We start from the raw sequence: 17992 nt of genomic DNA on the forward strand, positions 1-17992 counted from the left end.
CCGTTTACGGATGGTGCACGGTCATTTGCCGGATCGGTTCCTCTGCGATGAGCTTCTCGCAGATCCGCAGCATGTCCAGGTTCGCGGGGTTACGCAGCCGTATGTAGCCCTGTGGTGGGTGCCAGGAGCCGAGGTGGCCGCGCAGATCATCACCCGCCAACCCCTCGTACTCACGCACCTGCAAGATCGGGATCGCGTACGCCTGTTGAAGGTCCTTGGTGTACTCCAGCACGCTCGCGCCATTACCAGGCCGGGCTTGTTCGGCGATCGCGGCGATCTCCTCGGGAGCCCCCACGACGGCCGGCGCCAGATCAATGATCGCGCACAGGCGGCTGACAGGGGCGTTGAGATAGACGAACCACGTGGTGGGCATGTCAGGAAGGAAACGGCGCCGAAACTCGTGGCGCTTGCTGCGTTTCCAGATGAGCTCGTAGTACTCAGCGTGCAGCGACATGATGATGGGCTCTGCGTTCGCCCCTGGGCTGGTATCGAACAACGCCTCTTGCATGATTCCTTCACCGGTCTGTCGGACGGATGCTGAGGAAACCATGGTGCCCGCTGGCCCAGTGGGACGCAGGAGGATCGTCCAACCTGGCGCCCGCACAGCGGCGAGCCTCCGCTGTGGGCAGGCGCGCGCCAGGAACGGCCCCTGGCCCGTGGATTGGTCGATGTGCGAGCTCCTCTTGCTCTAACCGGCGTGTGGGGCGTGAAAGGACGTACTCATCTAACGGTGAGGTAGCTGCTCGTACGGGCCCTGACGCGGTGCACGTGCCGGCTGGCATCCAGTGACTTGACCGCCAGCCGGTAGCCGTCGCCGCCGTCGTCGAAGCTGATCGTGGCTTCCCCGATGTTGAAGATGACGGATTCGCCGGGCGCGGTCAGTAGATAGCCGCGGCGGCGAAACCACAGTTGCGCCTTTTGATTGTCGAGGCGGATCTTGGCGAACACCAGGTGGCGGCCGTCGCGGCGCAGCAGGTCTTCTGCCGCGCTGAGCAGCGCCGTACCGATTCCGCTCCCCCGCGCGTGCTCGGCGACCGCGAGCAGTTCGAGTTCGGCGAGTGCTTGGGCCAGACGCTGTTGCGCGCCGCTACCCAGCTCGGTGTACGCCTCGATCAGCCGCACCGGCGGGCAGGTGTAGGCCAGGCCGGCCGGCGGTGGCCCATCGGCGCCTTGGGGCGCCTCGGTGAGGCAAGCCACCAGCGCCTGAGCCCAGCCATAGGGGACCGCTAGGCGGCCACCGTACTGGTCGATCGCCGTGGCAACCGGCCCCGCTGCACCCTGCATGCCGACGTCTATGCCGAGGGCGACTCCGGCCAGAGCCTCCACGCCGAGCCCGTCCCCTGGCCGCGCCAGGCAGATCCTTACCACGATCGTAGACAATACGGGCTCTTCGGGCGGCCATCCTTGTATCGGCGACGGTTGCGATATCTAACGGTGACGACAGCTCTCGAAGGGATAGCGTTCCGGGTGTGGCGAAATCGCGGGGCCGCAGGTCAGGGCCCGATACCCGGGCCGTCAGCCGTTTTGGGGATCCCCGGCGTCAGGCCATGGCCAAAAAAGTGAACGAGCATCGTGACCCTGTGCAGCGAGCCGCCGCGCGCGTGGGTGGGCTGATGGCCTACCGGGCGGCGTCCGACCCGATGCAGGTAGTGTCTTTGCCGCCGTTGTTCCTCGACCTGGTCGCGGCCGAGTACCTGGCGCCGGCCGAACGCTGCCTCGATGACTGCATGACGCTTGTGCACGCCTACGCCCAGCTTGGTATCCCCGCGCAAGTCCGCGCTGTGCAACTCACCATCACCGACGCCTCGGCCAAGACCAGCCTCACCCACGGCACTCTGACGCCCTGGTGGGAAGACGGCAAGATCCACGGCCACACGGTCGTGTGGCTACCAACCCTCGGATCCCTGGTCGACGTCACCGCCGAGCAATTTTCGCAGATCGCGGCCCTCGACGAGGGCCCGGTCATCGCAACTCGCCTCCCAGCTGACACCGGGGACCGTATCCAGGTCAGACGTAAGGGCGTGCTGTTGACCTACGTGCTGGCGCCACTGGAAACAACGGTTGCCCTGCTGGATCACCCTGTGCCGCGCGCCGATGCCGCCGATTACCGCCGACGCGGCGTCAACGTCGCCTCCGCCGTGCTGGCCATCATGGCGGACTCCCTGCCCCAACAGAGCATCCAGCTGATCCCGCATCAGCGAGCCGCCGCCTTGGTGGAGGCCGTCCGTGGACTGCCCGAACACCTGACCCCTACGCAGGATCGGCGATTCCTGCTGCCGGGCCCGGGCGGTGAACCACTCGTGGTGCAGCTTGATCAGATCCCGCTCCCCGCGGGTTGTCCTGCTGTTGCCGAACCGAACCGATAGCCAGCCCTGCGGCCATTGGTTTTCCGGCAGCCGCTGCCGTAATCGACGCTCTCTACGGCATCCCGGCCCACCGCCCTGACCGACCCGCGCCTCGGGCGACTGGCTTTGTGCGCGAGCGTGGGAAGGTCAGGATGCGTCGAGGCGGGCTAGCAACGCGGCCGCGGCCGCTGCTCGTGCCGCGGCTTTGCTCGTTCCGCTGCCTTGGCCGCGGACCGGCCGGCCGGCTCCCCGGGGGTGCGCGGTGGCGGTCGCGGTGAAGTATGGCGCGTGTGAGGGGCCTGTCGCCTCGACGCTCCAGGTGACCGCGGTGATGTGGCCTTGCTGGGTGCGTTCGTTCAGCGCGCTCACCGGGTGATGCTCTCCTGCCTTCCTGCTCGCCGCTGTTGTCGACGCCCGGGTGGAGGGGGCTGCGGATGACGCCACGGCCGCAGCCGGTGGAGGGCTCGCCGGGCTGATCTGGATTCCGGCTTCCTTCAACCACGTTTTGAGGGTAAAGGTGTCGACCTGCAAGCTCTCGGCGGCCTGACGGATCGTCAGCCCACCGGCCAGCAGAGTCTGGGCGATGTCGAGGACCCGGGTGCGTTCGCGGCGGATGTCGGTCTCGGTGGGCAGGTTCATCCGGGCGGCGTGCTCGGCCGCTCCGGCCTCCAGCATCTCCCCCGCGCGCACCAGACAGGCGACGCTGCAATACAGGCCCAGCCGGATGTGGCGGCTCTGGCCTCCGGGGGCGCGCTCCAGCAGATACCAGCCTGCGGGTACCCACAGGCCACGCTCGGCGCGCTGGCACACCCTGCAGAAGAACGACCGCTCGCTTTCCTGGTAGCCGGCCCGGGTGGCGGCCAGGCCGCCGCGCCGCCGTGAGGCCGGTACCTGATGCTGCTGTTCGAAGCCGCTGCTCACGTGTTCACCCTGCCAGACCGGCCGCTCCGGCGGGACCATACCTCCCAAAGAGCACACCAGAGCGCTAAGGCGACAACGTGCTTACTAGCCGGACACACGTTTCTACGCCGAGAATTGCGTGATCTTTTATCGAACGCGAGTATTTGTCAGTGCCGTATGTTTCCATCTCTCCGAGGCTGTTAGGTAGCCGAATGCCACTCGGCTATTCCATAGGGAGGCGTTATGGCAGACAGGTATTTCCGGCGCGGACATTGGGTCAGAAAGCGCGGATCAAAAAAGAATCAGGCGTCAGGCTGGGTGATCGTGGCCGTCATCATCGGAGCGGCCTGGTTGTGGGGGAGCCTGCCCGACCAACAGCAAAGCACCCCGCAGCGGATGTCCCCGGCTCCCGAATCGGTCCCCTCGGCGCCGGCTGTAATCGCCGAGCAGGAGGAAGGTGAAGGTCCGCCGCCTGAGCCGACCGGGGCACCGTGACGAGCCCGAGCTGGCGCTCGCGCCTTCCGCGTCCCCGTAAACCAGCCGACCGCACAGAATGGATCGCGGCAGGCTTTATCGCGCTGGCCACGTTTTCTGCGGCATTTCATGCGATCCGGGCGGCCATCAGAGTGATTTTCGGCCATTGGTACATCGGTGCGCCAACGGCTATTGCCGTGGTGGCGGCAATAGCCGTGTGGTGGTGGTGGAAGGCCTCCGCCGCCAGCCGCAGAGCTGCCAGGCTTCGCCATTTGCGGTTGACGCTGGTGGACCTGGACGCGCTGAGTTACACCGATTTCGAACTGGCGGTGCGTGACCTGATGGTGCGCGACGGGATCGACGCCCGCCATGTCGGCCGGAAAGGCGACAAAGCGGCCGACGTCATCGGCCGCACCCCGGGCGGCTACCTCATCGTCGCCCAGTGCAAGCACACCGCCGGCCAGGGAACGGTCGGCGCCGGAGTGATCTACACGGTGAATGGAACAGCCGGGCCTGTTCACCAAGCCGATGTCGCGGTGATCATCACCAATGGGTCGTTCACCCGCGGAGCCCGGCAGGCGGCAGCCGACTTCCGGATTCACCTGTGCGGCCGCGAAGAACTACGCCGATGGGCCACCGACGGCATCTCTTTGCAAGAACTGCTGAAACTGACGACTCCCCTGCGACGGTTTCGGCGGTTGCGCCACACCTCCAACCGGCTGATCCACCATGGCAGTGCGCCACGCTCGACGCCTTTTCGGCACCGCTGAAGGCTAGGCGTGGCCCCGCCTGCCAGCCGACCGGTGCCCGCCGCCTTAAGCAGAAGCCCCCTTTGCCATGGAGGAGTTGACCAGAACGTGGAAGCGGGCCAAAGGCGAGACGAAATAGGCGCTTTTGCTGTGGTTCGGGCTGGAGGTCGACGGCTGGATCGCCGATCCCCGGTGATGTGATCGGTGATTTACCGAAAACCGCGGGTCTTGCCTTGCTCGACGCGGCGTACCGGCCGCCCGAAGGCATCCCCGACCTCAGAACGCGCCGTCCCGCCGGCCTTCCGTTATCGGCTCGCTGCCTCCAGGGAGGTGTCGGCGGCACGAAGAGCGGAAAGGTCGGCGTGGGCTCGCGCCGAGACACACGGCACTGATCTCGCGTAAGGAGGCCGCGCGGCGACTCCAAGGATTGTAAACGTGTGGTTGACAAACCTTCGGGAGTTTGTAACTCTCATGTTTACAACAGGAGGAGCCAGGATGACATCGCCCGAACCCCCCACCGAGAGCGCCGACTTCGATGAGGACTTCCCCGGGGACGAAATCACCGACGTCGACGCCGAGATCTCTGCCGACGACGTCGCCGAACAAGTCGAGGTGACCATCAACCGGCTGCTCAGCCGGATCCCCGACGCGAAAGTCCGCTACCAGGTGGCGCGGGAGCTGAGAGAAGGAGGACAACTGCCCCGGGTGATGGCCCTGTCCGCCCAGCAGCTCGTCATGGAGCTGGGCTCCATCGAGGCCGCCGCCGACGAACTCGGGTTCAGCCGCCAGTACCTGACCCGGTTCCTGAAAAATCACGAGTACCCGACCCCCCGCCAGGCCGCCAAGACCGCCCAGGAAGAAAGCCCGCCCGCTCACCGGTACGGTGAACTCCTCGAAGTGTTGCAACACATTGCCGAGCGCTACGACGAGAAGCGCGGCGGACGAGATGCCCGCAACGAGTACGACAAGATCGAGCGCAACGCGATCAACAGGACCACCGTGCTGCCCGCGTTGATGAGGGCCGCACAGCGCTGGCTGAAGCCGATGCACGGGTCTGCGAAGAACAGCCTCCAAAGGCAGCTCGATTCAGCGCGCGAAGCCGCCGGGGAACTGCCTTCCCATTTCAACACCGTGGAGCAGTCCCAGGTCATTTTGGGCCTGCACTCGGCCCGCGCGAGGCGACGTCGCAGCGGCAACCCCTGAAGGTCGTACAACACGAAAACGCCTCGCCCGCCTGTCCTCGACGGCGCGCAACCACCGGATCTGGGCAAGGTCGTTCATCGCCTTAGCGTGGTCTTGGGGATGTCTTCGCGGGCAATGCCGGCGTTGCTCAGGCCGAGTCGGGTATGGAAGTCAGTCAGAGCATTGCCGACGTAGCGGACCGAGCATCTGGGGTCGGCCTCGCGCAGCAGGTAAAGGGGTAGTCGCGCACCACCCAGTTACGGGGGGCGGGCGTTGGCCAGCGGGTCGCCGTCTCACGCGGCCAGCCGGTCGGTCAGCCATGCCGGACACATCCGGACCCGGGAGGCGTAAGCGCGGCGGGTGCCGGCCGACACGGCATCTCCTCCAGTGCGACGGCGTAGTTGGCGAGTATCTGCTTGTGGGAGCGAGCAAAGGGATGGGGCGCCCGCCGCGCTGCCCTATCCCAACACTGCCCGTGTTCTCGGAAGCCCGCCTGAACGGGTTCGCCGTCCTGCTGGACGGTGTGCTGCGCCCGGGCCCGGACGGCCTGGACCGGCTCGGGGGCAGGTCCGTGGCCTCGCGCCAAGAATCGGCACCGCATTACTTGGGGGTGCAAGCGGTTCGGCCTCCCGAGCCGATCACCTCGTCGTGAGCCCCAGCAGCTCTACGATGAGCCGGTGACCACGACGCCGCTCCCCGCGGGCATCGACTTCCTCGAGGTGCACCACCTGCGCCTGAGCGAGGTCGAAGCACCGCGCCTGTCGCCCTCCGACGAAGCGGCCAGAGACCGCGCGTGGAACACGGCCATCCAGGCCAACCCGAGCCTCTTCGACGGGCCGGTGGTGGCGTGCGCGGGCATGAGCTGGGAGGGGCCAGGCAGCCTCGCTCTCTACTGGGCGCGGGTGACATACCGGTACTACGCCCTGCGCCGTGTCCCAGGCAACACCTCGTGGCTGCCGTCGCTGTTCGTCAACGTCGTGCAGCCGACGATCAGCGGGGGCCTGCTGGTGGCGAGGATGTCGGCGTCGACAGCGGCCCCGGGGCGGTGGCAGCTCCCGGGCGGCTCGCTAGGTGACTGGTGTTATTCGTGTGATCTCGCGGTAGGACCTTTCCCTGTGCCAGGGTGATCGTGTTGGTCACCGGGAGCGGGGAGAGGGAACGCGATGGCAGTGGGCCAGACGCCGATGCAGCCGGGGCTGCTGTCCTCCACGGTGAGTTTCTGCGAGGGGCGACTGGCGCCGAACTCGATCTATGCGGTGCTGCACCGCGAGTGCCGGGTGTTGTTTCCCGATGAGATGTTCGCCGACCTGTTCGCCGAGGACGGCCGCAGGTCGGTGTCACCGATGATCGTGGCGGTGGTGATGGTCCTGCAACGCCTGGAAGGGCTCTCGGATCGAGAGGCGGTGGATCGGTTCGCCTTCGACGTGCGCTGGAAATACGCCGCCGGCGGGCTGGACTTCGACCATCCGGGGTTCGTGCACACCGTACTGGTGGACATGCGCGCGAGGCTGGCCGCATCCGAGCGGCCGGACCGGATTTTCGAGCGGACGGTGGAGATCGCCGCGCAGGCCGGGCTGGTCGGCCGCAAACGGGTGCTGGACTCGGCGCCGATCTATGACGCGGTGGCCACGCAGGACACCGTCACGCTGGTGCGTTCGGCGGTTCGTGGTTTGCTGCGCGCGGCCGATCACGGGCTGCGAGCCGAACTGCGGGCGGTGATCTCCAGCGGGGATGCCTATACCGATCTGGCCAAGCCGGTCATCGACTGGACGGATCCAGCGGAGCGGGAGGCGTTGATCGACTCCCGTGCCCGCGATGGGCATGCGCTGCTGGCCCTGCTGGACGGGCGAAAGCTGTCAGGGGAGGTGGTCCAGGCGGCGCGGCTGCCGGCCACGGTGCTGGGTCAGGATCTGGGCCAAGGCGCCGACGGGATCTTCCGGATCGCTCGCAAGGTGGCCGGGGATCGGATCATCTCCATCGTGGACCCCGAGGCCCGGCACGGGCACAAGACCTCCTCGCGGGGCTTCGATGGTTATAAAGGACATGTGGCCGAGGACCCGGACAGCGAGATCGTCACCGCGACCACGGTGACGGCGGGCAACGTCGGTGATGCCGATCCCGCCGTCGGCCTGCTGGCCGACATTCTGTCCCAGCCCGATCGTGACCGGCCCGAGCGGGGTGCGGGTGAGCGGGGCGCGGTCTATGGTGACGCCGCCTACGGCACCGGCCGGCTGCTGGCCAGGTTGGAGCAGGCCGATATCGAGGCCAACCTCAAGGTGCAGAAAGCGAACGCGCCCGGTGGGCGCTTCACCAAGGATGCCTTCCGCGTCGATCTGGCCGAGCAGACGGTGACCTGCCCGAGCGGGGTGAGCACGCCGATCCGGCCGCAGGCCGATGGGGGCGGCGCGGCCCGGTTCGGCGCCGCCTGTGGTTCCTGCCCGCTGGCGAGCTGCTGCACCACCGCCAAGGACGGCCGCGAGATCAAGATCAGCCCGTATGAGGAGCAGCTGGCCAAGGGCCGTGCCCGCAGCGCCGATCCGGCGTGGCTGACCCACTACCGTGCCACCCGCCCCAAGGTCGAGCGGAAGATCGCGCACCTCATGCGACGCCGTCACGGCGGTCGCAGAGCCCGCATGCGCGGTACACAGAAAATCGCCGCCGACTTCTCGCTCCTGGCCGCAGCGGTCAACCTCGCACGCCTTGGCGTACTCGGCATCAGGTCCACCGTTGATGGACAATGGGCGGCGGCAGCCGGGTGAACATGAGGATGGCCAGGTCAACCTGGCCATCCTCCGGGGCCGGTTCCGTCCGGCTACCAGGCCGTCCACCCGCGCCACCCATGACGGGCCCGAGTCGTCAAAGGTTCGCCGTCACAGAGCGGCTGGGCCGTCCGGTTCCGCGGTCAAGACGGCAACCTCCCTCTGACGAGACCCGCTTAACACCAGTCACCTAGAGCCGCCCCAGGATCACGAGACGCTCGACGAGGCCGCGGCGCGACGCCATGCCGCGCGGGAGCTGGCCGAGGAGACCGGCCTCGACCTGCCGCCCCATGAGCTGAGCCTGTGGGTCGTCACCCGCTGCGAGCACCGCAGTATCGGAGTGACCTATCTCGCCCCGCCGCAACCGGCGGCGCTGCTGCATGAGCGCTTCGAGGCGGTGACGGCCGCCGAGCAGGCCTTGGGGCGCGCCCCTGAGCTGGACCGGATCGCCCTGGTGAGCTCCCCGGCCGAACTCGTCGGCCTCGCGGGCCCCCACGTGGACTATCTTGAGCCGATCGTTTCTCGCTACACGCAGGCAGCGGCCTGATTCAGGTCCTGGCCAGGAATTCGATCGAATACCTGTCCCGTGCAGGCGCGCGAGACCTACTGCGGGTACCTCGGCCGACCGAGCGCCTCGACCACCTCGGCGCGCGCGGCCCGCGCCTCATCCATCAGGGCGAACGTCGTGTCCATGCGCTCCAGCCCGGCCCTGACGATCTGCTGCCCCTCGGCGATACACGCCTTCGAGATCCACTCGAAGTCCGCCGCCCTGCAACTGCGCAATCTACGCGAGGCCGAACCTCGGCACGGCTCACCGGCGGGCCTCGTCGGCAGGCTCGGCGTCTCCGAGGCGGCCGTACGCGATGTTCTGGCCGTCGGCGCCCGCTGGCAGGCACGGGCCGTAGACAGCTGAAGACCTCCACCGCTGCGCCGACGTCCCCGCCAGGGCCGCGTACCGGCGCCGGGACAGACGCACAACACGGGAGTGGCCGAAAGGATCACAACGGGCGAGCGTCTCGGCCCGGTCAGTCCGCAACAACTCACCGGCGGTAACCGCTGTTCTGAGCCAGGAGCCTGGAGTAGCCGCTCAAAGTCGACCGCTGGGCTGCGCGTTGGTCGATGCCGGCGCTGTCGGCGGACCCGACATCGTCATCGCGAACGCGGCCCTCCAGGCCTCCCGTGGTTCATGCACTCCCCGGCATTCCTGTCGGCGGGCTCCTATATCTTCGTCCCAAGGTCTGGTTCTCCAGTTCCGTCCCGCTTCGGCGGTGGCAGCCTTCTCGGGCTGAGGATTCCAACGCATGCAATGCCGCACGTCATCAAAGGCGTGCGGTCCCTTGCTGTGTGCCATGACGAAGGAGTCTGTGCCCATGCCACACGAGTATCAGTTCCGCCAGGGCGAGGACGCGCCGGTATTCGGGGGCGTCCGCCGCGCGCTCATGCCGGTCCTGGCTGTCACGATCGACATCGACAACCAGCCGTACACCGTGTGGTCACCCCTGCACGACCCGTTTATCACCTCTGCTTGGGTGGTGGCCGCGCCCGGCACACGGATCGGCGACCACACTGTGGAGATCGCCACCCAGTACAACCAGGTGACGGCTGCTGCCCACACCGAGGGATGCGAGTTCCATTCGCGTGGACGGGCCACATGCGACTGCGGCGCCGACACCGCGTGGCCAGAGGAACTGCGCGCCCCCTTGAAGACCGCGGCGAGCGCGCTGTCTGAGGAGAACCGCCGCATAGCCAAGGAGCGCGAAGCAGCCGAGGCAGCCCGCGTTCTGGAAGAACTGGAGGAGGAGAGCGCGTGGATGCGAGAGCCAGGCCGGATCACCGTCGGGAGCGGGCAGGGCTGGTGCATCTGGGAGCGGAAGCCGAACGGCAGTTGGCACAACACGGGTGAGGTCGTGCTCCCGTTGGCATCACTGGAGCCGTACGACGCCCAGTTCATCGAAATCGTCGACGAGGTGATCGGGCTGTATTCCATCCGCGACCCGCGCACCATCGCGGATGGCGAGGCCTGCCCTTAACGCCTGTGATGCCTCCCCTGCCAGTGCCGCATTCTTCTTACGCCGTTGGCGGGAAGCGGTTCACCCGCTGATGTACGGTCGGCAGTTTCACTCCTGTACCTCGTGCGATGCTGCCCCGGCTTGCCCCATCATCGAGCAGTTCCCACGCGATAGCCGCCCACGCTTCAATCGAATCGGCCTCCGCCAGCCGCTCCACTTCACCTGCGCTCAACGGTCGGCCAAGTCGTGCCCGCTTGCCGATCGCGCTTTTGATCGCCAAGCTCTCAGCCCGGTACTGGCCACCGGGCCGGTTGGCTGCCCTGGCCCGACCCGGGTCACGGCTGGACGCCAGCGCTCGCAGTGCCGGCTCCCGCTTGCCGTTCGCGGAGAACTTCTCTGCGGTCACCGGGGCGGCCAGGCCACGCCCGACTGACAGGCCGTGCCGCTCCCGGTATTGGGCTGCGGTGATCTGATGGGCATACCAGGCGTGGGTACCCAGCGCCCGCTTCGCCTCCCCGCACTCGTGGCAGATCACCCGCTCCCCGTCGTCGGTGTAGGTGAGTTGCCCGTATGTGGCATAACCATCAGGGTCTCCATAGGCCAGCATCATCACTCCCTGCGGTCAAAAGCTTCCTGCTCGGTGCCGAGCGGTGGCATTGACCGATATGGTGCCCACGGTCGGGCTCAGACGGTCACGGGCCGGGAGGCGGTGCTTGTCGAGAGGCGATCTCGGCCAGACCGCGCTCTGCGTGATCCAGCGCCTCCTGGTGGGTGAGGTTGATCCGGGCATGGTGGGCGGCGAGCAGCGCGGGCCCGCCCACGGTGTGCTCGCGAAGCTGTTCGACTAGCCAGGGGTGGAGAAGGTCGCCCTTGCGCATCCTGTCCAGGGACCAGGACATGACATGGTTGGCCGGGTTGTAGGAGGGCAGTGCCTCGACCTGCTCAGCGGCGCGTGCGCCCAGCGCCCGGATCGCTATGTTCACCCGGTCGATGAGCGGCACCGGCCGAAGGTATGGGACCGCGCTGATCGTGCCGTCTCGTACGGTGATCCGGTACAGGGCTCCATCGATCCTGACCGTGCCACAGTACTGCGCCCAGTCTGGCGCCTCGAACTCGTGCCACTGGTCAACCGCTGCTGTGATTCCGGCCTGAGCGGCGGCGTCGATCCACTGCTCGACAGCCTCCTGATTCGGGTTTTCGTTCCCGTCCCGCCCTTGCGTAGAAAGCGTGGTGGTCAGGTCCGTTGGTTGAATCATTGGTGTTTGCCCTTCTGCTCTGCTGGACGACGGGGTCAGGCGGTGATCGCCCGAGAGGAGATTAAGCCCGGGGACAGCGCGCAACCTCTTAATGACCGCCTGCGGGGTCATGACCGCTCTGCACACCGACTCGCTGTTGTCGATCCGGCCGTGGTGGATGGTCTCCGCGTCGATCGGCACCCCACGTTGTTCGCACAGGCCGGATGTCACTGGCCGGCGCGGCGCCCGCGGCCGGGGCCGTGACCAACCCGGGCGCTCCACCAGAGCAGGAACCGCCGGGTGGGGAAGAGCTCGGCGCGGCCGTTACGGTGCATCGATTCCGGGCGGCGCGGTGCCGCCTGCTCGCGCCACGGTGTTGCCCGGTCGCGGCGGATGGCCTGGGTGATCGCGTTGCCCGTCACACCGAGCATGCCGCTGAGCTGCTCCACGGTGGCGATGGGCGGCTGCACGGCGACGATCTGCTGGTAGAGGGCGGTCGCCGCGTTGAGGTCGGTGTGGATCCACCGCTCGGTGTAGCGGCCCTGTCCGAGACTGTCGAGGCCCAGGGAGTCGGAGACCTCCCACACGGTCGCCTCTCCGGTGGGCAGGGTGACGGTGTGGGAGGTGAGCGCGACCTGGCTGTCGATCGTCGTGTGCGGGCCCACCGCGATGTCCTGGGTGTGCTTCTCGACGGTGGTGCTGGTCAGGCCGGTGGCTTCCTGCCACGGCATCCATAGCTGCGGGGTCAGGTCGGCGAGGTTCCTGGCGGCCAAGAGGGTCTTGATCAGTGGAGTTGTGACGACGAAGCCCGGCTCGGTGAAGTGCTCAGTGGCCCATGCGCGGTGCTGCGCTCCTGGCTCGATGCCCTCCGGAAGGATGAGGTGGCCACGGTTTGTCAGCAGGCCGTCCGACCAGATCATCCACGTCCCGCTGAAGACCTCGTCGTTGATGTGCAGTAGCCGCGGGCCCGTCTCCGCGATGACGGGCTTCAGCCAGCTGCCGGGGGAGTTGGCGAGCCAGGCGCGCGCTGCCGCCGCATCGAGGGCCGTGAAGTTACCGATGATGATGCGGGTGGCGTCGTCGGGGACATGCGGCGGCTGGGCGGTGAGGATCTGCTCGACGTCGGTGATCCCGGCGTGCAGGCAGGCGTTGATCGCGTCGAAGCGCACCCCGGCCTCCAGGAGGCGGGCGGCGTCGGCGGTGGTCAGCGGGGTGAGCGGCAGTTCGTCGCGTCGGCGGGGGTCATGGACGTCGGCCGACCGGTGCGGGCCGGTTCGCGGGAAGTTCTCCCTCCACCACCACTGGTAGCTGTGGGTGGTCCAGACGCGGGCATCGTCGGCGGTGGCGATGGTCCATCCGGTGTGGACTTCGCGTACCTGTTCGGGGGTCCAGCCGGCGCGGCGGAACACAGCGGCGGCCTCGGCCGGGACGGAGTAGTCCGTTGCGGGTGGGGCGGCCCGCTCCAGCAGTTCCTCGGCCAGGGCGCGGCGGGCAGGGGTGAGCGGGTGGCGGACGACGAGGGAGTTGGCGATGTCGTCGTAGCCGTAGTTGGGCTTGTGCCGGATGGCGTAGTCGGGTTGCGGGTCGTCGCCACGCACTTTCCGTGGTGAGGTCCACAGGAGGCCGTTGTCGACGTCCATCCAGATCTGGGTCGTCAGGGGCAGGTCTTCGGGGTGATCGTACAAGGTGGCGTGCGGGTAGGGGAGCTTGGGGCTGCCCTGGCGATATTCCCGCGTCCAGGCGTGGGAGGGGATTTCCGCATCTGGCTGTAGGTCCCAGATGCTGATGACGCTGGTATCCATGCGCACCTCCAAAAGATGTCACTTTTACTATGACATGTTTTTAGAGCGTCGTCAGCCTTATGCGAATTCTTAGGCGCTTGTAGCCCCATTGATGCCTTCGCTTAGTCGAGCTCAGCAGTGGTCTCAGTCGATGAGCAGGACCAGGTGCTGATCGTGCGTGTCGAGCTGTACGCGGGCGACCGGGCGCGGTGCGCGCGGCCTTGGCGCGCTGAACCACCTGAGCACTGGCCGACGCGCAGAACCCCTCGAATTCGCCGAACAGGGTGGGGGCTCCTTGGCGTCCTTGGCAGGGGATGAGGTTGAGCGTACGGGGCGAGGGCTCTCGTGTTGCGCGGCTACCGCTGCACGAGTGCGGCGGATACGAAGCGCTGGTAGATCTCACCACCTCCATTGCGGTGAGGCCGCTGCCGTATCTGCTGCCTGGACATCGCTCCGATCCCTGGCGACACCGGCCGCTTCCCCGCAGCACCACAGGGTGAAGTGTCCAGGGCGTTTAGCTGACGAGGTGCAAGCACACGGGACGCTGCTGATAGCCGCCCTGGACATCGGTGCCCACCGCGGCCCAGAACGGGCGTGAGCTGGCGAAGTGGCCGCCGAGAGTATGCCACGTCAGTCCCGGGTGCTCGCGCCGCAGCGCCGCCAGGCCAGCACTGGCAAGCCCGCACCGCTGATACTGCGGCAGCGTGTAAGGCTGCTCGACCCAGCCGAGCCGACAACGGCGACAAAGCCGGTAGTCGACGGCGAACGCGGGCTCGGCGTTGAGGTAAGCGGCCCGGCAGCGCCAGCCGATCCGCTCGGCCGAGACCGTGTCCTGCCACGGCGTGCCCAGCACCGGCACGACCGGCCAGCTATTGTGTCGGCCGAGCCGCCCTGCGGTGATCCACCGCAGCAGCTCGCGCCAGGGTTCCCGCCCCGGCGCGCGCCCCACCTGGTCGGTCTGTCCGGCAAGACGCCGCGCCGCATGGACCTCGTCATCGGTCGTCATACCGGTCATCGTTTCCTGAGCATGCGACACCTGTCAGCCGATGAGGACATGCTCGAGGTGACTGTCGCTTCTGATGGGTACTTGTCAGTGGCTGAACGACTCGCTGAAGCTGAACAAGAACTCGCCGCCTCTCTGCGCGCCGACCCACTGCGCATCAGCCCCATCCCGCCACCAAAGAACTGGCCTCGGGCGCGGCCAGCTTCGACGACCGCACCCACCTGCGTTTACAGCGCTCATCCGATTCAAGGCTCATACTGGGGAACCGGCTGCCGCCGCGCCCGACGGGCGGCGATAATACCGGCATGCGCCCTGTAGACGAGTCCAGTCTTGACAGCTGCTCCTGGATCGTATGGGACCTGGAGGTCCGTGACCCCGGACAGTGTGCGCCTGAGGGCGTCGCTGAACGAACTGAGAAGCCGATGAAGGAGTTGGCGTCCTCACTCGGCTGTGTGCTCGACGCCTGCATCGACGACGACTCCTACGATCTGACGCCCGAGGGAACCTACTACTCCTGGCTCGTTCGGGTTCCCCGCAGCGAGCACGAGCACCGCGATGAGCACGGCGTTCCCCTCGTCGTGGTCCAGATGCACCAGCTTCTGCATTCCTTGCTCCCCGCGGAGTTGGAGAACTGGAGCATCAGGCCGGATCGCAGTCTCACGCTGCGCGAGGCTGCGGGCTCCACGCTACGGGATGCGTATCTCGACCTCCTGCGACCGTTCGAGACGGCCTTGGTGCCTCTGCGCAGGGACGGCGCCGAGGAGTTGGAGCCGCGGGCCCAGTTCTGGGCAAGCGATGGTCACACAGTGGCCGGCACATACGCGCTGTGGCTGTGTGCGGATCCCGACACCGCCGAGCACTCGGCCTGGCTGGTTCTGTACGTCGGACTGGTCGCGCAGGATGCGTTCTGGCGGTCGCAGGCCGGGGCAGGCATGCGCCGGTACGGGGTCGCCGAGGAAGCCCCGGTGCTGCTGACGCCCCGACCGGCGTTGCCGACGTGGCTGGCCAGCCTCACCACCTCGTTGTTCTCGAAGAACGCGCGGCCGGGTTCTCCTGCCGCCTACGGGGCGGGGGCCAGACATCAGTGGACGTCTCAGGACGCTGCCGTGCTGGCCGACCGTGTTGTTCGCGACCTGCGCTCGCTGCTTCCCACGTTGGCCCGCTCACGCTGAGCCCGCCCGCCACGAACTGCCGTCCCCGCATGGCTGACGCTGATCCGGCCCGTGCTCCTTGCCGAACACGGCGCCCGCCTGCGAGCCTGAATGAGCCTCGACAGGCTGGCGGACACGGTACGGCAGTGGATCCACCTGGCCACATGGCTGGACTCCCGGGGCATCGACAACACCAGCGTCCTGCACGACTACGGCTGCACCTGAGTGGAAACGATCTCGGCCGGAGTCGTGCCTTCTGGACCTTGTCAGCAGCGACATGTTTGTAGGGGCGTGGGTCGGCTGTTGCTTCAAATCAACCACGGACGCGGACAGAGCACCCGTCATACTCGACGGCCGCGCAGGTGCGCCCCACCCCGACGCCTCCAGCTCACACCAAAGGCCATGGACGACGGGCTGGTCCTGTGCGGCGTGTGCCGGGCCCCGTTCGAGGTCCGCGAAGGAGCCGACGCCGTCTGACCGCACCGCCAGTGAAGCCTCTGCGATCCTGGCGGCAGCGAAACGATGCACCCATACACGTTCGAATATCCCCCGATCGAGAGGACGACGCTGTGCCCATCTCCTTCCGGTACGCCGATGATGCCGAGCGTGAGCACGCCGAGCGGCTCGCCGCGGCCCGCCAGCAGCTCGCCCACGAAGGGGTGCTCAACCCTTCGTGGGAGGAGTTGACCGACGATGAGCGCGCTGGAGCCATGGTGGAGGCTGTCCACTACCTGCGGGCCGGGCGGCGAGTTGGGCTGTACGGCTTCGACGCCGCCCCAGCGGTCACCGCGATGGTGCGCGACCTGGCCGGGAAGCCGATCCCCCGCGACGACTACGAGGCCTTCCTGCGCACGTGGATGGACGACAAGGACACCGGGGACCGACTCCCTGTGCTGGACGGCGCGGAGGCGTTCGTCGTGACCGCCCTGCTGGACGAGTTGGCCGGCGTCTATCCCAAAGAGCCGCTTGGACAACTCGCCCGGGAGATAGCGGTGCGGATCAACGATCGGCGCGGCATCTGATGGGTCTGCCCGAGGAGCACCGTACCGGCGATGCGGAGATCGACGCCATGCGGGAGATCGCACACGACCTGCACCAGCAGTTCACCGAACAGGCGGTCATCTCCCAGGCCGAGGGCGCCGTCGCGAGTGCCCGCCTGGCAGAGCTTCAGGAACGAAGCAAAAAGGCCTACCGCAGGATCGCGGCGATGCGCGGTCAGCTCACCCGGGCGCGCAAGAACGGCAGCGCCGAAAGGGTCGCTGCGGCTGCGGTGAAGCTGGAGCAAGCCGAAACCGAATTCGGCCAGGTCTCGCATGCCTGCATCGAGGAGGGCCACCAGATCCTCGCGGCTGGGCTGGAGCGCAGTGGCGCGATGCTCGACACGATGGGCAAGGCGTGGGATGCCGACCGGGCCGTGACCGACGCGCTCGCCCGGCCACGCCCGCCGATGTAACCCCCTGGGTGTCAACGGCCCGTTGACGCGACCCGTCCGGCGAGGCGGTCCGCGCGCTGGGAGGCACCCTGTTTGGTGACGTGCAAGGCGTCACCGACTGTTGACCAGGCCGCTTTATCCGCTCGGACGGCGGTGATCAGGTCGAGTTCCAGGCGGTCGAGGTCGGCGAGCTCCGCCTCCAGTTCGGCGCGCACCATCGGGGCGAGGGTCAGTGCGGCTACCCGGGCGGTCCGGGGGGCGTCGGGGTCGGCGGTTGCCGCGGTGAGGGCGTCCCGGGCGGGCATCGGGTGCAGGTGCCGCTGCCAGGCGGCCCGGTGGTCGCCTTGGGCGTAGCGGGCGGTGAGGTACTCGGCGGCCCAGGTGCGGTCCCCAGGCCGGGAGTGGTCGAGGTCGTCGGCCAGCAGCCCGGCCAGCCCGTGACGGAGCAACCGGTCGGCCAGAGATCGCGGGGTGGTGTAGCCGTTCTCGGCGGCCAGGAGCCGGGCGGCGAGGACGGCCTCGCGGTCGTTGAGCGGCCGGTCGGGGTGGTCGGTGTCTCGGGCGGCTTGCTCGATGGCCCAGCCGAGTGTGGACTCGTACTCGTAGGGGTCTTCGGCCCGGGTGGTGCGCAGGTAGCGCACCGCCTGGAGGGACAGGGCGTCGTCCTGCACGATCCGGTGCAGCGTGAAGAGGGCCGGGTCGAGGCCGGTCTTTTTGGCGAGTTTCGCGAGGTGGGCCTGCATCGTGGTGTAGGTGGGGCCGTTGGAGTAGTGCAGGTTCCACAGGCGGCCACGCTCGCCATAGGCGGCATCGATGGACACGTCTGTGATCTTCTCCAGCTCGCTGACGAGGCGGTGGATCTGCGTCGAGCGGCTGGGCATCGGTCCTCCTTCTCCTAGGCGTCAACATAGTGTTGACGTGTCTCATCATGCCAGGTGCGAGGCCCTGCGGAGATGTCTGGGGCCCTTGCAG

The 17992-nt window shown here is 67.6% G+C and carries 20 protein-coding genes; 11 read left to right on the forward strand and 9 right to left on the reverse strand.

Annotation, left to right across the window (positions count from 1 at the left end):
• Nucleotides 1–4: 4 nt before the first annotated feature.
• Together ACQP0P_RS01445 and ACQP0P_RS01450 are read right to left on the reverse strand one after the other, a co-directional pair.
• Nucleotides 5–454 (reverse strand): hypothetical protein, encoded by a 450-nt coding sequence (locus ACQP0P_RS01445; protein ID WP_433358693.1) that lies wholly within the window; start codon nt 452–454, stop codon nt 5–7.
• A 266-nt stretch (nt 455–720) separates the two neighbouring features.
• Complete coding sequence (locus ACQP0P_RS01450; protein ID WP_433358694.1) at nt 721–1380, reverse strand: GNAT family N-acetyltransferase; 660 nt, start codon at nt 1378–1380, stop codon at nt 721–723.
• A 167-nt stretch (nt 1381–1547) separates the two neighbouring features.
• On the opposite strand from ACQP0P_RS01450, the gene ACQP0P_RS01455 reads away from it, so the two are divergent.
• Nucleotides 1548–2366: a hypothetical protein gene (locus ACQP0P_RS01455; RefSeq protein ID WP_433358695.1), complete on the forward strand. Its 819-nt coding sequence runs from the start codon at nt 1548–1550 to the stop codon at nt 2364–2366.
• Nucleotides 2367–2492: 126 nt separating this feature from the next.
• On the opposite strand, the gene ACQP0P_RS01460 is transcribed toward ACQP0P_RS01455, so the two are convergent.
• The gene (locus tag ACQP0P_RS01460; RefSeq protein ID WP_433358696.1) at nt 2493–3266 is read right to left on the reverse strand and encodes a double-stranded RNA binding motif domain-containing protein; all 774 of its coding nucleotides are present in this window, start codon (nt 3264–3266) and stop codon (nt 2493–2495) included.
• Nucleotides 3267–3736: 470 nt separating this feature from the next.
• On the opposite strand from ACQP0P_RS01460, the gene ACQP0P_RS01465 reads away from it, so the two are divergent.
• From ACQP0P_RS01465 to ACQP0P_RS01480, 4 genes are all read left to right on the forward strand, one after another.
• Entirely contained in the window at nt 3737–4489 is a 753-nt protein-coding gene (locus tag ACQP0P_RS01465; protein ID WP_433358697.1) for a restriction endonuclease, read from the forward strand.
• Nucleotides 4490–4963: 474 nt separating this feature from the next.
• Nucleotides 4964–5671 carry a hypothetical protein gene (locus tag ACQP0P_RS01470; protein ID WP_433358698.1) on the forward strand — a complete coding sequence of 236 codons (708 nt, stop codon included), beginning with the start codon at nt 4964–4966 and terminating at the stop codon, nt 5669–5671.
• Between the two features lie 656 nt (nt 5672–6327).
• The gene (locus ACQP0P_RS01475) at nt 6328–6777 is read left to right on the forward strand and encodes a hypothetical protein (RefSeq protein WP_433358699.1); all 450 of its coding nucleotides are present in this window, start codon (nt 6328–6330) and stop codon (nt 6775–6777) included.
• Between the two features lie 36 nt (nt 6778–6813).
• Complete coding sequence (locus tag ACQP0P_RS01480; protein ID WP_433358700.1) at nt 6814–8409, forward strand: IS1182 family transposase; 1596 nt, start codon at nt 6814–6816, stop codon at nt 8407–8409.
• 190 nt (nt 8410–8599) lie between these two features.
• Here ACQP0P_RS01480 and ACQP0P_RS01485 read toward each other — a convergent pair whose 3' ends face one another.
• Nucleotides 8600–8737 (reverse strand): hypothetical protein, encoded by a 138-nt coding sequence (locus ACQP0P_RS01485; RefSeq protein ID WP_433358701.1) that lies wholly within the window; start codon nt 8735–8737, stop codon nt 8600–8602.
• Nucleotides 8738–8749: 12 nt separating this feature from the next.
• On the opposite strand from ACQP0P_RS01485, the gene ACQP0P_RS01490 reads away from it, so the two are divergent.
• From ACQP0P_RS01490 to ACQP0P_RS01500, 3 genes are all read left to right on the forward strand, one after another.
• On the forward strand, nt 8750–8956 hold the full coding sequence (locus tag ACQP0P_RS01490; protein WP_433358702.1) for a hypothetical protein: 207 nt from the start codon (nt 8750–8752) through the stop codon (nt 8954–8956).
• A 39-nt stretch (nt 8957–8995) separates the two neighbouring features.
• Nucleotides 8996–9322 carry a hypothetical protein gene (locus ACQP0P_RS01495; protein WP_433358703.1) on the forward strand — a complete coding sequence of 109 codons (327 nt, stop codon included), beginning with the start codon at nt 8996–8998 and terminating at the stop codon, nt 9320–9322.
• 457 nt (nt 9323–9779) lie between these two features.
• A complete protein-coding gene (locus ACQP0P_RS01500) occupies nt 9780–10439 on the forward strand; it encodes a hypothetical protein (protein WP_433358704.1) in 660 nt (219 codons plus the stop codon).
• A 37-nt stretch (nt 10440–10476) separates the two neighbouring features.
• Here ACQP0P_RS01500 and ACQP0P_RS01505 read toward each other — a convergent pair whose 3' ends face one another.
• The 4 genes from ACQP0P_RS01505 to ACQP0P_RS01520 all read right to left on the reverse strand — a co-directional run bounded on the left by ACQP0P_RS01505 (nt 10477) and on the right by ACQP0P_RS01520 (nt 14440).
• A complete protein-coding gene (locus ACQP0P_RS01505; RefSeq protein WP_433358705.1) occupies nt 10477–11028 on the reverse strand; it encodes a MucR family transcriptional regulator in 552 nt (183 codons plus the stop codon).
• An 82-nt stretch (nt 11029–11110) separates the two neighbouring features.
• Nucleotides 11111–11674, reverse strand: coding sequence for a hypothetical protein (locus ACQP0P_RS01510; RefSeq protein WP_433358706.1), 564 nt, complete (start codon nt 11672–11674; stop codon nt 11111–11113).
• Between the two features lie 206 nt (nt 11675–11880).
• The gene (locus ACQP0P_RS01515; protein WP_433358707.1) at nt 11881–13455 is read right to left on the reverse strand and encodes a hypothetical protein; all 1575 of its coding nucleotides are present in this window, start codon (nt 13453–13455) and stop codon (nt 11881–11883) included.
• Between the two features lie 493 nt (nt 13456–13948).
• Nucleotides 13949–14440 (reverse strand): hypothetical protein, encoded by a 492-nt coding sequence (locus tag ACQP0P_RS01520; protein ID WP_433358708.1) that lies wholly within the window; start codon nt 14438–14440, stop codon nt 13949–13951.
• Nucleotides 14441–14859: 419 nt separating this feature from the next.
• On the opposite strand from ACQP0P_RS01520, the gene ACQP0P_RS01525 reads away from it, so the two are divergent.
• The 3 genes from ACQP0P_RS01525 (at nt 14860) to ACQP0P_RS01535 (ending at nt 17041) form a co-directional block, all read left to right on the forward strand.
• Complete coding sequence (locus tag ACQP0P_RS01525; RefSeq protein WP_433358709.1) at nt 14860–15609, forward strand: hypothetical protein; 750 nt, start codon at nt 14860–14862, stop codon at nt 15607–15609.
• 548 nt (nt 15610–16157) lie between these two features.
• Entirely contained in the window at nt 16158–16610 is a 453-nt protein-coding gene (locus ACQP0P_RS01530) for a hypothetical protein (RefSeq protein WP_433358710.1), read from the forward strand.
• Nucleotides 16610–17041: a hypothetical protein gene (locus ACQP0P_RS01535; RefSeq protein ID WP_433358711.1), complete on the forward strand. Its 432-nt coding sequence runs from the start codon at nt 16610–16612 to the stop codon at nt 17039–17041. The genes ACQP0P_RS01530 and ACQP0P_RS01535 overlap by 1 nt, the downstream gene beginning before the upstream one ends.
• Before the next feature lie 11 nt (nt 17042–17052).
• Here the strand turns inward: ACQP0P_RS01535 and ACQP0P_RS01540 are convergent, their stop codons facing one another.
• A complete protein-coding gene (locus tag ACQP0P_RS01540) occupies nt 17053–17901 on the reverse strand; it encodes a hypothetical protein (RefSeq protein ID WP_433358712.1) in 849 nt (282 codons plus the stop codon).
• Nucleotides 17902–17992: the final 91 nt, after the last annotated feature.

This window comes from Streptosporangium sp. CA-115845, assembly GCF_050943795.1.
Taxonomy (GTDB): Bacteria; Actinomycetota; Actinomycetes; order Streptosporangiales; family Streptosporangiaceae; genus Streptosporangium.

What these genes read in the sequence shown, in the direction of transcription:
- ACQP0P_RS01505 (WP_433358705.1), bottom strand. Translation starts at nt 11,028, where the DNA reads ATGATGCTGGCCTATGGAGACCCTGATGGTTATGCCACATACGGGCAA.
- ACQP0P_RS01515 (WP_433358707.1), bottom strand. Translation starts at nt 13,455, where the DNA reads ATGGATACCAGCGTCATCAGCATCTGGGACCTACAGCCAGATGCGGAA.
- ACQP0P_RS01500 (WP_433358704.1), top strand. Translation starts at nt 9,780, where the DNA reads ATGCCACACGAGTATCAGTTCCGCCAGGGCGAGGACGCGCCGGTATTC.
- ACQP0P_RS01480 (WP_433358700.1), top strand. Translation starts at nt 6,814, where the DNA reads ATGGCAGTGGGCCAGACGCCGATGCAGCCGGGGCTGCTGTCCTCCACG.
- ACQP0P_RS01510 (WP_433358706.1), bottom strand. Translation starts at nt 11,674, where the DNA reads ATGATTCAACCAACGGACCTGACCACCACGCTTTCTACGCAAGGGCGG.
- ACQP0P_RS01540 (WP_433358712.1), bottom strand. Translation starts at nt 17,901, where the DNA reads ATGCCCAGCCGCTCGACGCAGATCCACCGCCTCGTCAGCGAGCTGGAG.
- ACQP0P_RS01445 (WP_433358693.1), bottom strand. Translation starts at nt 454, where the DNA reads ATGTCGCTGCACGCTGAGTACTACGAGCTCATCTGGAAACGCAGCAAG.
- ACQP0P_RS01470 (WP_433358698.1), top strand. Translation starts at nt 4,964, where the DNA reads ATGACATCGCCCGAACCCCCCACCGAGAGCGCCGACTTCGATGAGGAC.
- ACQP0P_RS01525 (WP_433358709.1), top strand. Translation starts at nt 14,860, where the DNA reads ATGAAGGAGTTGGCGTCCTCACTCGGCTGTGTGCTCGACGCCTGCATC.
- ACQP0P_RS01535 (WP_433358711.1), top strand. Translation starts at nt 16,610, where the DNA reads ATGGGTCTGCCCGAGGAGCACCGTACCGGCGATGCGGAGATCGACGCC.
- ACQP0P_RS01455 (WP_433358695.1), top strand. Translation starts at nt 1,548, where the DNA reads ATGGCCAAAAAAGTGAACGAGCATCGTGACCCTGTGCAGCGAGCCGCC.
- ACQP0P_RS01520 (WP_433358708.1), bottom strand. Translation starts at nt 14,440, where the DNA reads ATGACGACCGATGACGAGGTCCATGCGGCGCGGCGTCTTGCCGGACAG.